Consider the following 14,919-nt stretch of genomic DNA (forward strand, 5'->3'; position numbering starts at 1 on the left):
CGAAAGGGGGAGCAACGGGCATGAGCAACGCAGCATTTTCACGAATCGTCAGCGCCCAGGCGGCGCTCGGCGCGCAGTACCTCAAGGCCGGGCGCTACCGCCTGGAGGTGCAGTCCATCCGCACCAAGGACGGCTTCAAGGGCCTGTCCGCCATCGCTGAGCTGAAGGTCGTGTCCGCCGAGCGGACGCAGCCCGCCAACGAGCCCAGCCGCATCGGCATGGTGGCCTCCTACGTGGAGAACCTCTCCGACGCGAAGAAGAACGGCGGCGGGCGCTTCAAGGCCTTCGTCATGGCTCTGGCCGGCGCCGAGGAAGAGGAACTGTCCCTGGAGCAGCTCGCCAAGTTCACGGGCGAGAAGCAGGCCGGGACGTTCCTCCTCATCGACTGCGAGGTCTTCCCCAAGACGCTGCCCGAGAAGGACGGCAAGCCCGGGAAGGTCATCGAGGGCTACCGCTGGAGCACCGTCAGCCCCACGGACGACGAGTTGGCGGCCATCGAAGCGAAGCGCGCCGAAGCGAAGCTGCCGGCCCTCGCAGTCGCCCTGGCCTGAGCAGTCCCCTCCTCCAACACCGCTGAGCACCTGGCGCGTCCCCCACCGCCACGGCTGGCCCACGACACGGGCCTCTTCGTGTTGTGCCCACCTCCCTCTTCGGCTTCGACACCGAGACGCACCTCATTCAGCCCGGCCTCCTCGCCCCGCCGCTCGTCTGCGCCTCTGTCGCGCACGCGGCACCGGGCTGTGAGCGCCTCTTGTCCGCCGCCGAGGCGCGCAACTGGTTCCGAGACGCCCTCGCCTCCCCTGACGTCCACATCACAGGAGCCAATCTCGCCTACGACCTGGGCGTCATGTGCGCGGACGACGCGCGGCTCGTGGATGCCGTCTTCGGTGCGGCCGAGGCCGGGCGCCTGCATGACGTCGCCATCCGCGAGGCACTCATCGACATCGCCCGAGGACTGCATGGCGTGGATCCGGAGACCGGCCGCCAGTTGGGAGACGACGAGGGCGCCCGCTATCCGCTCTCCCTCCTGGTGAAGCGCCACCTGGGCCTGGACATCAGCGCCGAGAAGAAAGCCCCGGACGCATGGCGCCTGCGCTACGCGGAACTCGATGGTGTGCCGTTGGAGAAGTGGCCCACCGCCGCCGTGGACTATCCGAAGCGCGACGCCCGCTTCACCCTGGACGTCCACTTTGCCCAAGAGCACGTCGCGGCCAGCGTCCCCAACGGTGGCAACCTTCACGCGGAAGGAGACCAGGTCCGCGCTGCCCTGGCGCTGCACTTCGCATCCATCTGGGGGCTGCGTACCCACGGCCAGCGCGTCGCGGAGCTGCGGCAGCGCGTAGAGGCGCAGTGGAGCGCAAACCGCGCCCGATTCCTCGCCGCAGGCATCTTCCGGCCGGACGGCACCAAGGACTCGAAGCGCCTCTCCGCGCTCGTCTCCGCCGCCTACAACGGCTTGCCACCCGTCACCTCGCCCACGGAGCGCTTCCCGGATGGGCAGGTGGCCACGGACAGGGACACGCTCATCGACTCGGGCGATCCGCTGCTGGAGGAGCTGGGCAAGGCCGGCAAGGTGGACAAGTACCGCTCCACCTACCTGGGCAAGCTGGAGGCCGGCGTCACGCGGCCCCTCAACCCGCGCTTCAACGTGCTGGTCTCCACGACGCGCGTCTCCAGCGACTACCAGCAGCTTCCCCAGCGGGGTGGCGTCCGCGAGTGCCACGAGGCCCGCCCTGGCTTCGTCTACTGCTCCGTGGACTACGCAGGCCTGGAGCTTCGCACCATGGCCCAGCGAGCCATCTGGGACGTGGGCTGGTCGCGCATGGCCGATGCGCTGCTGGCGAAAGAGGACGTCCACACGTCCGCCGCTGCGACGTTCCTCGGGGAGAGCTACGCCGCCCTCCTGCCGCGCGTGAAAGCGAAGGAGGCTACGGCCACGTCCTTCCGCGCCCTGGCCAAGGTCTTCAACTTCGGCAAGGGCGGGGGCATGGGCGCGGGCGCCATGGCCTACCACGCACGGGCGAAGGACGACGTCCGCTTCTGCCTGCTGGCGAAGGTGGCGGAGACGTGCGGCGTCGAGCGTGTGCCCGTGCGCGTCCAGGGCAAGGTGAAGATGGTCTGCGCAGCGTGCGTCGAAGTCTCCCAGCGCTACGGCGACAGGTGGCTGGACGCGTGGCCCGAGCAGCGGGAGCTTTTCTCCAAGGCAAGCCGCCTCACCTACGGCGACCGGCTCGTGGACGTGATGATTCCCGGGGCCAACATCCTCCGGGGCGGGTGCGGCTACACGCAGTGGCTCAACACGCCCTTCCAGGGTCTGGGCGCCGTGGGCGCGAAGCTGGCCACCTGGCGCGTCGCCCGGGAGATGTACACGGCCAGGCGCTCCCCTCTTTGGGGCTCGCGGCTCGTCCTCATGGTGCACGACGAGTTGGTGGCGGAGCTACGCGCGGACTGCCCCAACCGGCTGCACGACACTGCCGAGCGCATGGCGGAACTCATGCGACAGGCGATGCGCGAAACGACGCCGGACCTCGCCAATGCCGTCGAAGCCGAGCCCGCCCTCTCGCGCGTGCTGTCGAAGGACGCGGCCACGGTCCGAGATGCTGCAGGACGCCTTCTGGTGTGGGAGCCAGCAGTGCGGGCCGCCGCGTAAATCACCCGCAGTGGCTGCCCCCATTGCAGGAAGGTGAACTCCGAACGAGCACCTACCCGCGATGAGGGTGCCACGAAGCTTGTCGCCATCGACCCGGGGCTGCGTCACTGCGGCATTGCCCTCTTCGACGTCGCCTCCGGATCGCTCCTCTGCGCTGGGCTGCCGAAGAACTCCGGACCCGCCCATGGAGCGTTGTCGCTCGCATCGTGGGCCTCCATGGCTGGCGCGGTCCATAAGTGGCTACGTCGACGCGCAGACGAAGAGCCCTTCCAACTCGTCATCGAGCTGCCCCGCGTCTACGCAGCCGCACACCAGCGGGGCGACCAAAACGACCTCATCCAGCTTGCCGGTGTCGTCGGCATGCTGGGAGGCGCCCTGGCGCCTGTTGCGAATCGCCGAAGCGTCTACCCGCGCGACTGGAAGGGCACCCTCAACGCGGACGCGTTCATCGAGCGCATCAAACAGCGCCTCGACGCCGCCGAGCACCTGCGCGTCGAACTGCCGGCCACGCACAACCTCCACCACAACGTCTGGGACGCCATCGGCATCGGGCTGCATGCCCTCGGTCGTCTCTCGCCCCGTCGCGTCTTCCCGAGGTGAACGTGGCCACGCAACCGACCGGCCCTGAACTCGATGGTCCTGCCGTTACCGTGGAGCGCGCGACGAAGCTGCTGCATTGCAGTCGCGCTCAGGTCTTCGCGCTGCTGAAGGAGGGGCGCCTCGTTCGTGCCCCCCGGTTTGGACGGGAAACAACGCTCGTCACCGCATCCGTCCTCGCAATCCTGCGGGTCGGCACACCTCCCCCCCAGCCCATTCAGCGGCTCGCGACCCGTTCCAAGCGTCGCGCGGCAGCACTTCGCACCGTTCCGCTGGATGGCATCATCAAGCGGACTGACGACCCGCCTCGCTGACGTCAACAGGGTCGTCCGGGTGGAGCAGACGCAGCGGGAAGATGATCATTGGGGGCACCTGTACCCCCTCGTAGAAAAGCTTCGTCGTCCGAGTGCTCAGGTGGCCCATGACGGCCGCTACCATCTCCAGGGCAACACCACCCGAGGTCGGCTTAACGACCTGCCCACACTCTGATGACCACGTCGCGAAGGAGTGCCGGAGTTCGCTCGGGTGGATGGGCTCGATTTCTTCGCCTGGAAACTGATTCCCGAGCCGGGCTGCCGCGTACCCAAGGCATTCGTGGATGGTGCTCCCCCTTGGGGACCTCTTGCGCGCCACGAGCCTCCGCGCAGCTGCGAATGCCTGCGCATCCAAGCTGACGATGTGCACCCGGCCGTTCTTATGCCGGAAGCTGACGGTTCCCCAGATGCCGCAGGGATCCTTCACTTCGCGCAACTCCCCAGCTCCCGAGGCCATCCGGGAGATCTCGGAGTCATGCATGCCCGTCTTCGCGCGGAGGCAAAGGACATCCCGGACAGGTTGGCTCTTGATTGCCGCATAGAAGCGCTCCACCAATGCCATTGGGTAGCCCTTCGTCCGCCGGCCCTTCTCCGCTACGGAGGGAGGAACCCTGAGTTCCAGCGTGGGGTCCTCGGCCGGCTTGAGTCGGTCCTCCTCCCGAAGCCAAGCGGTCATCGACTTGAGTGCGATGATCCGACTCTTCCGTGCCGTCTTCCATTCGGTGAGGCACCGTCGCAACTCCCGGAGTTGCACCTTGCGCAGGTCGCGTCCGCCAAGCGCATCAGCCCAAGCCGCAAGGTAGTTCCGGACGCTGCGCCTGTACTCCAGGCTGCGGCCTTTCTCGGTGAGGTGCGCCATCAAGCCCGCGAGGACATCCTCATCGATCCGGACTGGCGCGTCGTCGGCCGCCGCCTGTCGCCGCGTGCGGTAACCGTCCGGGTTACGCTCCCAGAGTGCGAGTTCCGCCAGCGCGTCCCTCTCGCTCGCAACGTCCAGCGCCACCACCCTACGCTGTCGCTCAATTACCCACACTTGACGACCCCGGGCCTCACGAACTCTTCCCCCGGCCCACTTCCCGATCCACTTCGGTGCTGTTCCCACTTCGGTCCTCGGTCGTTAGCACGTCGTTAGCGCGTGCCGTCCGAGTCCTGAATGGGGGCGTTTCCCCTCTGATGGCCTGTGGGCTAGAACTCGCCTTCAAAACCGGTGAGGGGCCGTGAGAGCGGTCCCTGGTGAGTTCGATTCTCATGCCCTACCGCCACTTTTTCCCTCTAAAATCGTGGGTTTACGGTCGGCTCTCGGCGGAGCTGAATCGTTCGGATAGGTGCACAGGCGTTCAGTGGGCTACGTACAAATTGCGCACAGACTTCGTGCACTCAGACCCATCTCGCGCATCAACCGGGTTCGCTGATGGAGATCGCGTCAAGGGAGCAGTGCTCTGCTGCGACCCGCGAACGGCATACCCACCTATTCGAGCAGACCTGCTCGCTCAGCCCTGCCCCTCAGCGCTTCACGAAAGGCCCTCGGGGCACAGGAGCCGAGACTTCTTGCGCCCTGCGTCGCCCCCTCATGGCCAGCAGTCAGGGGACAGGCGTGCGCCAAGGAGAGGTCTATGGCCAGTGGACCGGCACGGCCTACCGCCCTTCTGGCACCACCGCAGCCTTTCTGCCTCTCAGCACATCCACCGCCCACCGAGGCTGTCCTGCCTCTGCTTTTGCTGTCAGGCGCGGTCTATCTCCCGCGTCACCGCGAGATGTAAAGTCGAGGCACTCACCCAGATTGGCACAGAACCTCTTCCGCGGAGACAACACACGGTATGGCCGAGGAAGAGATCATCGAACTTGATGACGTCGGGCAGTACGAGCCCCTCACGGTCAGGCTCAAAGGGCTCATTCAGACCTACCCGAAGAACGTCGGCATCCTGAAGGAGTTCATCCAGAACGCCGACGATGCCGAGGCCTCCAAGGTCCGCATCATCCTCGATGCGCGCACGCACACCGGGCCCCTGCCCGCGCGGGAAATGGATGTGCTGCAGGGGCCCGCGCTGCTCGTCTTCAACGACAAGCCCTTCAAAGAAGCGGACTTCGCCAACATCCGGCGCATTGGTGACAGCGCCAAGGTGGGCGAGGAGACGAAGACCGGGCGATTCGGCCTGGGGTTCAACTCCTGCTACAACGTCACGGACTACCCGTGCCTGCTCTCGCAGGATCGGCTCATCCTGTTCGATCCCCATGAGCGGTTCCCGCAGCGCAAGGAGCGCAAGGCTGGCCGCGCGGCCGTTGGCTACCCACTGACCAGCCACCTCTGGGAGAAGTACCCGGGCCTCTTGAGACCCTTCGAGGTGGCGGGACTGCAGCGTGGGCAGCTGTCCTTCGAAGGCACCATCTTCCGGCTGCCTCTTCGTGCCGAGGAGCACCGAAGCGACATCTGCCAGGAGCCGTTCACGCTGGAGGACTGCGACCGGGTCTTCGGGCAGCTCGCTCAGATGGGGGAAGAGCTGCTGCTCTTCCTGAAGCACGTGCTCAAGGTTCGTGTCGACGAGTTGCTCCCGGGGAGTGGCTTGCGCCAGCGGCTCCTGTTCGAGACGCTCAATGGAGAGACGGTAGAGGCCCACCGCGGTCAGGTCCGGCAGGCCATGAGCCGCTCCTCCAAGGAACCGCTCCAGGCCCCTGAACGCGTGAGCTACCTCCACGAGATCCAGGTCACCCGGGGGAAAGCTCCGCAGACCGCGCTTTGGCGCGTGGTCAGCGGCGTCTACACAGATCCAAAGGGGGAGTTGCGGGCCGCCGCAGAGTCCATGCAGAAGCTCGGGCAGAAGGCGATCCCGTGGGCTGGAGCGGCCGCCCGGCTCGAGAAAGGACCGGGCGGAGAGCTCGCGGCCAGGGCCATCCCGGGAAAGCTCTACTGTGGACTGCCGCTCGCCAAGGCCGACAGCAACTTGCCTGTCCACCTCAACGGCTACTTCGATGTGAACTCCGCGCGCGAGGGGCTGACCGCGGATGCGTCGCTCATCGGCAAGGACGGCACCCGGCACGTCTGGAATCAGGCGCTGCTGCAGCACGCGGTAGCGCCCGCGTACACGGCCCTGCTCACCGAACTGGCTAAAGAGGTGGACGCCTCCTCGGTGGAGGCGCTCTACCGGCTATTCCCGGATCCCGAGCGGGCTGTGCCGGAAGCACTTCAGCACTTCCCCAAACACGTCTACACGCTTCTGGCCCAGGAGCGCGTCATCCACTGCGTGGGGTCCTCCGCGCCGTGGGCCCGGATCGGCGATCTGCTTCCCCCGCCGGCCGAGTGGCAGTCCCAGTTGCAGGAGCCGCTATGCGCTCTGAGCATGCCCATTCCGGAGCCGTCTCTTCCCGCGCACATCGTGAAGGGCTTCACCGCCGCCAGCGTCAAGCTCAACTACCTCACGCCGGTCATGCTGCGGGAGCGGCTGCTTGTGAAACAGCCCTTCAATACCCCGCTGGAGAACGCGGCGGATCCCGCTCTGCGCCGCCGCGAGTGGGTGGTCCATCTGCTCAAGTTCTGCAAGCAGGACATCAAGACCGGACGTGAGCTGATTGGCCTGCCGTTAGCCATCCTTGAGGATGGTCAGCTTTGCACCTTCTGGACTTGGAATATCTACTTGGCCAACAAGGCCGAGCGCGCGTTGGTTCGCAATCCGCACTGGTTCCTGGAGGAACAGTTCCGAAAGGACACGCAGCTCAACGAGCTGCCCCAAGCAGGGCTGCTCGAGATGACGCCCGCACACCTGTTGGCGTGCGTGAAGAAGGCTTTCCCCCAGCTCGGCGCGGCCGCCCCGTGTCCCTGGAGTCCTGCGGAGCCTCAGCCTCCGAATACTCCCTGGCTGACCGAACTTTATGGCTACCTCGCCAGCGAGAAGGCACGCACTGCGAGCTTGACCGGCTTGAACGAGCTCGCCATGGTGCCAGACGAGCGGAAACACCTGCATCGGCCTGGCCGGACGGATACTCCCCTGCTTTTGTCCGAGGAGCAGGCCCGGGATACGGAGCTGTGCCAAGTCCTGGAAGCGTTCAGCATTCCCAGGATCACCGGAGCCGAGGGGCTGCTCAGCGCCATCCGCCAATTCACCTCCACCCACCCTCAGGGGCACATCCGGCAGCTGGGAGCCACCACGCTGATCGAGGCGCTCGGCGCCTCCCACAAGACCTGGACCGAGCGGGCCCGGAGCTATGACCCCAAGGTGCATGAGGTGCTCCTCGACCTGCTCTCCCAGCCAGTGTGGCTGGACAGCATGACGCCACAGCACATCAAGCTCCTGCGCGCACTGCCGATCTTCCCGACGACGGACCACCAGCTCGTCCGGTTGGATGATCCTCAGGTCTACCAACCCACGGACTTGACGCCGCCACCCACGGCCGGGAGAGCGCACCTTCTCAAGGTCTCCACGGCCCGGCGGAAGCTATTCGCCAAGCTCAACGTCCCCAGCCTTAGCCGGGATCTTCTGATCCGCAATGTACTGCTGCCCAGCTACGCGCAGATGCCATCACCAGAGCAGGTACGGGTTCTGGACTGGCTCCGCGACAACCTCCGCAAAGCGTACAACGAAGCGAGCAAGGCCGGTGACGAGGGAGGGGACGCGCTGAAGAAGCTCGTCACGCAGGCTCCGCTCATCAGGTGCCGCGATGGCAAGCTCTACCCTGCGGCCAGCCTCTATGATCCGCGGAAGCATCTCGTCAAGGACGTGCTCGGCGACGCGGCCCTCTTCCCCGATACGCAACAGACCTACTCCGACTCCACCGAGGACTGGCTCTCCTTCTTCTCCACGCTGGGGATGGCCGAGGCGCCTCACCCGCAGGACCTGCTCGCCCACGTGGACAAGTTGATCAAGCAGGCCGAGGCCGAGGGCCCCCCGGGCGTCTCGGAGAGCCTCATCAGGGTCTACGAGTATGTCGCCGACCACTGGAGCGAGTTCAAGGACGCCAAGGTGCGGAACGGGAACGGTTCTCCCGTGACGCTAGCTGGAGCGCTGGCGAACCGCCGCTGGCTTCCGGCTCAGACCGATCCAGCCGCATTGAGCCAGTACGCGGCCGCAAAGGTTCCCCAGGCGCGGCTCTATGCGCCCTCGGAGCTCTACCCGGTCCACCTGGGGCACCTAGTTGCCAGCCAAAGCCCCCTCATGCCCTTCGTGAAGAGGGACTTCGCTTCATTCCGTGAGGCGCTGGGCATCCCCTCAGAAGCGCCCCTCGCGCTGGTAATGACACACTTCGACTTCCTGCTGGTGAGCCACCAAGCGGCGCCTGACACCGCTATGAAGGCCCTTGGGGACTCGCTAGCCAGGATCTACGAGTACTTCGGCATCCTCTTCCAGAATAACCCAGGCGTAGTGCAACAAGTCCGGGCTCACTATGCGAATCGCCCTTGCCTCTGGGACAAGAGCAGACACCGCTTCTGGCAGCCGCGGCACGTCTTTCTCGAGCATGTTCCTTTCTTCGAACCTCTCCGTGTCCAGCTCCGGATCGCGGAGCCCCTGATCGATCAGGGCTATGCCGTGCTAGGGCGTCGAGAGCTGCCCCAAGACGACGACTTCATCGCCTGGCTCGAGGACGTGGCCACACTGCACAGCGGCGAGCCGCTGCCCGCGAAGCTGCTGAACCAGGTCATGGAAGTGCTTCGCCGCCTGAGATTGAGCTTCGAGACCGCATCGATGCTGGAGCCCATGCGCGCCCGGTTGTGGCTCCCCGTGAAGGGGGGCCAGCTCGCACGGGCCACCGAGGTACTCCGTGACGATGCCCCCTGGTATGCCGAGAAGCTGACTCCCGGCGCGGTGCTCTTGGTTCAGGACGATGTGCCCATGGAGCTCCTGCGTGCGGCGGAAGTGCAACGGCTGTCCCGTCAGCTCAAGGAGCAGCTGTCCCAGGAGCCGGAGCTGTCTCAGGAGCCGCGGTTCATCGAGGACTGCGAAACCCTGGGTGAACTCCTCCGATCGCAGGAGTTTACCCGCGGACTGCGGCGCCTCATCCAGGCGGAACACGAGAAGGCTGATCCGAAGCCGTTGGGCTGGCTCTCCACCCTCCGAGTAGTTCCGGCGGCACAGCTGGACTCGAGACTCTGGCTGGGAAAGCGACTGGTGGGCTCGGCCGCTGCCGACTTCTACGTCGACCGGCCCCATCACCAGATCTTCCTCCGGGAGGAGTCCGCCGACCTCGCTTCTTTCCACCTCGCGCAGGCCATCAAACAGGAGCTCGATGAAGAGCAGCGCCTCTCGGATACTTCGGCGCTCACCAAGATCCTCGAGAGCTATCCCACGGGAATCGACAACCTGTTGACACGGCTCAAGATTCCCCAGCTCACCGAGCAGCCCTCCGTCGAGGACTCTTGGGGGCTTCCTCCCGCCGACCTGGAGCCGGAGCCTCCCACGACGTTCTTCGAGGATCAGCCCCCCGAGCCAGAGCCCTCGAATGAGTCCGCTGTGGATGAGTCTGCTGTGGACGAGCCCGCCGTAGATGAGTCCGCAGTGGATGACGTTCCCGCCGAGCACGTCGAGGAAGCTCCCCTGGAGACGCCCGTGCCTGTCCCCACTCGTCAGGGAGGCCCCTGGGTCCGGTCGTCCCGGGAAGGGAATGGCACGGGCTGGCAGGGTGTGCCCCCTCGAAGTCCAGCTCCACCTCGGAACGCCCCAGCCATAGCGAAGGGGTTCGTTGTCCGCCGTCCGGAACCGCTGGCGGTGGCTCCCACGGCGTCCGCCCTGGCGAGCAGCGGTGCCATGCAGGCGCATTCCTCCGGGGCTAACTCGCTCGTCGTGCCTCCGGAAGGCAGCACCTTCGTCGGCTCCGAGCAGCGCCCCCCCCGGGAACCGAGCTTGGACCCCGTGGGAATTCTGCCTCCCATCAAACCCGGCCACGGTCACTCCACCCGAACGAACTTCAAGAGGGGCACCGAAGTGTCCCGTCATCGCGCCGTCACCTACATTCATCCGAACGCTCCCGGAGCCGAAGAGGCGGAGGGGCACGTCAACCCGCAAGCTGCCGCGGAGCTTCGACAAGCAGCGCTGAAACGCGTGCTGGCCTATGAACAGGCCGAGCACCGGCAGCCCCAGCCGCCGAGAGACGATGCCTCGGGCTGTAGCCTTGAATCCATGGATGAAAGCGAGGCCCGCCATATCGAGGTCAAGGGCCTGAGCGGCGCTTGGACCGAGAACGGTGTCTGGTTGTCCCCCGGTCAGTTCGATCGAGCCCAGAAGCTGGGAGACGGCTTCTGGTTGTACGTCGTGGAATATGCCCTGGACGAGGCCAACTCCGCAGTCCACCCCATCCGCAACCCCGCCGGTCTGATCACCCAGTACCGGTTGGATCCGGGCTGGAGGGGGCTTGCCAGTGTGCCCCCGCCTCAAGCCACGCCGCTCCACCCCGAGGTAGGCGGTCGAATCCTCATGGAGGATGGCGTGGGGGGCGTGATTACCAGCGTGGAAGGCGAGAGCCTGATCCTGTCCCTCCTGGTGAAGATGCCAGATGGAACGGAGCGGCAGGCATTCTACCAGCCCAACAAGATGAAGCTCCTGCCGAAGGAAGGGTGAGACACCATGGCCCAGATGATCCCTCAGCGCACCGAAGCGCAGCTCAACGCCCTCGAGTCCCGCGGGGAGGCTCAATTCTACCGGGCCTGCCGGGACAAGCTCGACCAGCGGTTGCTCGTCTTCCACTCCGTCTGTTTCCTTCGCCAGCGCCCGACGGCGGCTCCGATCGATGGTGAGGCGGACTTCGTCATCTTCGATCCCCAGGGCGGCTTCCTAGTCGTCGAGGTCAAGGGTGGAGGAATCACCCGTGACCGCCAGACCGATCAGTGGTTCACGCAGAAGTCGTCCGGCACTAAGAAGAAGCTTCCCCACAGTCCCATCGACCAGGCCAAGCGCGAGAAGCACGCCATCCGTGAGGAGCTCCGGAACCACCCACGTTGGAAGAACTCCACGGACCGGATCCTCGAGGGGCACACAGTGTTCTTCCCTAATGTCGATGACGTGAGCCCCCTGCTCGCCCCGGACATCCGGCCGGAGATCGTGGGCGGGCGCGCGGACCTCGATGATCTGCCAGGGTGGTTCATGCGCGCGTGCCGCTTCTGGGCTGGTAATGACCGGCGCTTCCGTCGCCTGGAAGAGGCTGGCCTAGAGGCAGTGAAGGAGATCTTCGGCAAGAAGGCCACCGCGCGTGCCCTCATGTCCTCTCAGCTTAAGGAGGAGGAGGAGCGGCGCATCATCCTGACCGATGAGCAGAGCCGGCTGCTGCGCTCGCTGGGCTCACGCAAGGAGGCAAAGATCTCTGGTGGTGCTGGGACGGGGAAGACCGTGCTCGCGATCGAGAAGGCCCGGCGGCTCGCGGCTGATGGAAAACAGACGCTCCTACTGTCCGTGAACAGAGCCTTGGTGGACCACTTCAAGGCGACGGCAGGCGATACCCCCAACCTGCTGCCCATGAACTTCCATCAACTGTGCGAGTGGGCCATGCGGCTCGCCAAGCACGAGACAGGGCGTGACGTGCTCCAGGAAGCCCAGGCTTCGTTCCCTGGTGCGGACAAATTCGATGTCCACTTCCCCATGGCGCTCGCCCTGGCCTCTGAAGTGGTGAAGGCTCCCTTCGACGCGTGCATCGTAGACGAGGGGCAGGACTTCCATCCCGACTTCTGGCTGCCCCTGAAACGCCTTCTAAAGCCGGAGCCAGTCTTCATGGTCTTCTATGACCAGAACCAGGCCGTCTATAAGCGCTTAGACAGGTGTCCCATCCAGGAAGAGCCTTTCGTGCTCACGAAGAATTGCCGCAACACGCGCTTCATCCACGAGGCGGCCTACCGGTACTTCCACGGTGACGCCACGGATGCCTGTGACATCGAGGGCGCTCCCATCGAGCAACTGAACGCACCACGCCTGCAGGACCAGGCGAACCTCATCTACGAGAAGGTGACCCAGCTCCTGAAGGACGAGCGCGTCCCCCCGGAGCAGATCGCCGTCCTCGTGGCGGACAGCAAGTCGAAGCAGGCCTACTATGATCTGCTGAAGAACAAGCGCCTGCCCAACGCCGTGGCGTGGGCCGAGGAGGTACACCGCTCGAAGGGTACTGTGCTGATGGACACCGCCATGCGCTACAAGGGCCTAGAGGCTGCGGTGACCATCCTCTGGGGGCTCGATCAGCTGGACCTGAAGAAGGACCGCGAGCTTATCTACGTGGCATTCTCTCGCGCCAAGTCCCGGCTATATCTGGCCGGGCCCACTGAAGCCTGCCGTGCCCTGCTGGCCCCCGAAGCTTTGAGATAAGGGCACTGGCCTTCGCCAGGTTCCTCATAACCTGTACAAGCGAGCGACTCCTGATTACGAATCGGGGCTGGACAGGGGCAGCCCAGGGCTCTTCCCTCTAAAAATGGCCGACTCTGGCCGGTGAGCGTCAAGGTAGTTGTCGCGTGAGAGGGTTCAGCCGATGCGCTGCAGCTCCTGCGCTTCCGGTGAGGGGTTGAGGCGGACGGGGCCCGCAGGCGTCCAGTCACGCGTGTCGCGGCTCCAGCGCTCGGGATGACGGGCTCGTGCGCGCTGGTACACTTGGTGGCGCTGGGCGAGCAGCGCGGCGTCGAGGCCGAAGTGTCTGGCTTCCGGCGTGACGAAGCGAATGGCGGAGTGACGGTGCTCGGTGTTGTACCAGACGACGAAACGCGCCACCCACGCTTTCGCGTCCTGCGTCGAGGCGAAGGGGTGAGCTTGCCCGGACTCGGTGGACAGGTGGGTTAAGCAGCCAGCGGCACCTGTGAGGCAGCCTTCTCGAACTCGACGGGACTGACGTAGCCGAGCGAGGAGTGCCGCCGTTTGCGGTTGTAGAATACCTCGATGAACTCGAACAAGGCGGCATTCGCAGACTCGCGCGTCAGGAAGTCCGCCTCGTGCACCAACTCCGTTTTCAGCGTGGAGAAGAAGCTCTCCACCACGGCGTTATCCCAGCAGTTGCCCTTGCGGCTCATGCTGCACCGGATGCCGCGGGTGGCCAGCGCTCGCTGGTAGTCCGTACTTGCGTATTGGCTGCCTCGATCCGAGTGGAGCACCAGCCCCGTGGCGGGACGGCGGCCCTTGAGCGCCATGTCGAGAGCCAAGAGCACCAGATGTCGGTCGATGCATCGGTCCATGGCCCAGCCGATGACACGCCGGCTGAAGAGGTCCAGCACGACGGCCAGGTACACCCAGCCTTCGCGCGTGGGCACGTACGTGATGTCCGTCACCCAGGCCCGGTCGGGCTTGGGCGGATTGAAGTCGCGAGCCAGCACGTTGGGGGCCACCTCCCGGGTGAGGGTGGAGGGCGCCTTGCCGAGGCTCTTGGCAATCGCGCGCAACGTGCGTCCGGCGCAGAGGCCACGGGAAATCTCCTCACGTTCAGCCGCCGTGAGTGCGTCCGGACGACGCTTGCGTGCAGTGGGAGCAATGCCGCCTCGGGCCGCCAGGTAGGCGAAGACGGATGCAGGGGCTTTACCGAGCGCGCGGCCGATGTCGCTCAGCGACTGCCCCTCCCTCCATTGTCTCCACAGCTCCGCACGCTCACTCGGAGTGAGCCCCCTCCTCTTCGCTACTTGCATGCCGACAACCTCTCAACCGGGAGAACTCAGGGTTTTGCACTCACCGGTTGAGTGTGCCGCCGCGTTTTTTAATATTTCACGCTCCATCCGCAGTTGGCGCACCTCGCGGCGCAGGTGGGTGAGCTCCTCCTTCTCGCTCGACGTCAGCGCTCCGGAAGGCCCCTGGCCCGCATCGGCGCGGGCCTGCCTCACCCAGGTTTCCAGGGCGCTGCGCGTCAGGTCCAGGTCCTTGGCCACCTGCGCCCGGGACTTGCCCTCCTCCAGCACCAGCTTCACCGCCCGAGCTTTGAACTCCGGCGTGTACTTCCTGCGCTCTCGTCTCGGCATCGTCGTGGACATCCTTCGGTCACCTCATCTCGGGTGTCCACAAACCCCGGGGAGGCTCATGAGTTCCTCCAGGCATCACACAACTTCCCTGACACAGGGGGCTGCGGCCCACTCCGGCGCAGTACCGCCCCCTCGAACAGTGGAGGCAGGCGCTCGAGGAGGAATGCTAAGGGAGCGATAACGAGTGGGAGGAGGCGTTCGCCTCGCGCCTGCGATTGGTGCTCGCGGAACTCGTGCGCGCCAGTGGCTCCACCTTGCGCTCGGGCACCGAGGCATCAAGTCTCGGTGAGCGTCAAGGTAGTTGTCGCGTGAAAGGGTTCAGCCGATGCGTTTCAGCTCCTGCACTTCCGGTGAGGGGTTGAGGCGCACGGGGCCCGCGGGCGTCCAGTCGCGCGTGTCGCGGCTCCATCGCTCGGGGTGACGGGCGCGGGCGCGCTGGTACACTTGGTGACGCTGGGCGAGCA

General features: G+C 65.6%; 6 protein-coding genes and 2 pseudogenes. 5 read left to right on the forward strand and 3 right to left on the reverse strand.

Annotated elements, in window-relative coordinates; genetic code table 11:
• Positions 1 to 20: 20 nt before the first annotated feature.
• The 3 genes from D7Y13_RS01520 (at position 21) to D7Y13_RS01530 (ending at position 3,250) form a co-directional block, all read left to right on the forward strand.
• Entirely contained in the window at positions 21 to 551 is a 531-nt protein-coding gene (locus D7Y13_RS01520) for a hypothetical protein (RefSeq protein ID WP_120582552.1), read from the forward strand.
• A gap of 83 nt (positions 552 to 634) precedes the next feature.
• Positions 635 to 2,650: a DNA polymerase gene (locus D7Y13_RS01525; protein ID WP_120582553.1), complete on the forward strand. Its 2,016-nt coding sequence runs from the start codon at positions 635 to 637 to the stop codon at positions 2,648 to 2,650.
• Positions 2,651 to 2,683: 33 nt separating this feature from the next.
• Positions 2,684 to 3,250, forward strand: a complete 567-nt coding sequence (locus tag D7Y13_RS01530) for a hypothetical protein (RefSeq protein WP_120582554.1) — start codon at positions 2,684 to 2,686, stop codon at positions 3,248 to 3,250.
• 282 nt (positions 3,251 to 3,532) lie between these two features.
• On the opposite strand, the gene D7Y13_RS01535 is transcribed toward D7Y13_RS01530, so the two are convergent.
• Positions 3,533 to 4,567, reverse strand: a complete 1,035-nt coding sequence (locus D7Y13_RS01535; RefSeq protein ID WP_233595327.1) for a site-specific integrase — start codon at positions 4,565 to 4,567, stop codon at positions 3,533 to 3,535.
• A gap of 811 nt (positions 4,568 to 5,378) precedes the next feature.
• On the opposite strand from D7Y13_RS01535, the gene D7Y13_RS01540 reads away from it, so the two are divergent.
• Both D7Y13_RS01540 and D7Y13_RS01545 read left to right on the forward strand, forming a co-directional pair.
• A complete protein-coding gene (locus D7Y13_RS01540; RefSeq protein WP_120582556.1) occupies positions 5,379 to 11,102 on the forward strand; it encodes a sacsin N-terminal ATP-binding-like domain-containing protein in 5,724 nt (1,907 codons plus the stop codon).
• 6 nt (positions 11,103 to 11,108) lie between these two features.
• Positions 11,109 to 12,830 (forward strand): nuclease-related domain-containing DEAD/DEAH box helicase, encoded by a 1,722-nt coding sequence (locus D7Y13_RS01545; RefSeq protein ID WP_120582557.1) that lies wholly within the window; start codon positions 11,109 to 11,111, stop codon positions 12,828 to 12,830.
• 153 nt (positions 12,831 to 12,983) lie between these two features.
• Here the strand turns inward: D7Y13_RS01545 and D7Y13_RS01550 are convergent.
• Both D7Y13_RS01550 and D7Y13_RS49465 read right to left on the reverse strand, forming a co-directional pair.
• Positions 12,984 to 13,256: pseudogene (locus D7Y13_RS01550) on the reverse strand (hypothetical protein); the annotation flags it as partial.
• A 35-nt stretch (positions 13,257 to 13,291) separates the two neighbouring features.
• A pseudogene (locus tag D7Y13_RS49465) lies at positions 13,292 to 14,455 on the reverse strand (IS3 family transposase).
• Between the last annotated feature and the right edge of the window lie 464 nt (positions 14,456 to 14,919).

The sequence above is a fragment of the Corallococcus praedator genome (genome assembly GCF_003612125.1).
Lineage (GTDB): Bacteria > Myxococcota > Myxococcia > Myxococcales > Myxococcaceae > Corallococcus > Corallococcus praedator.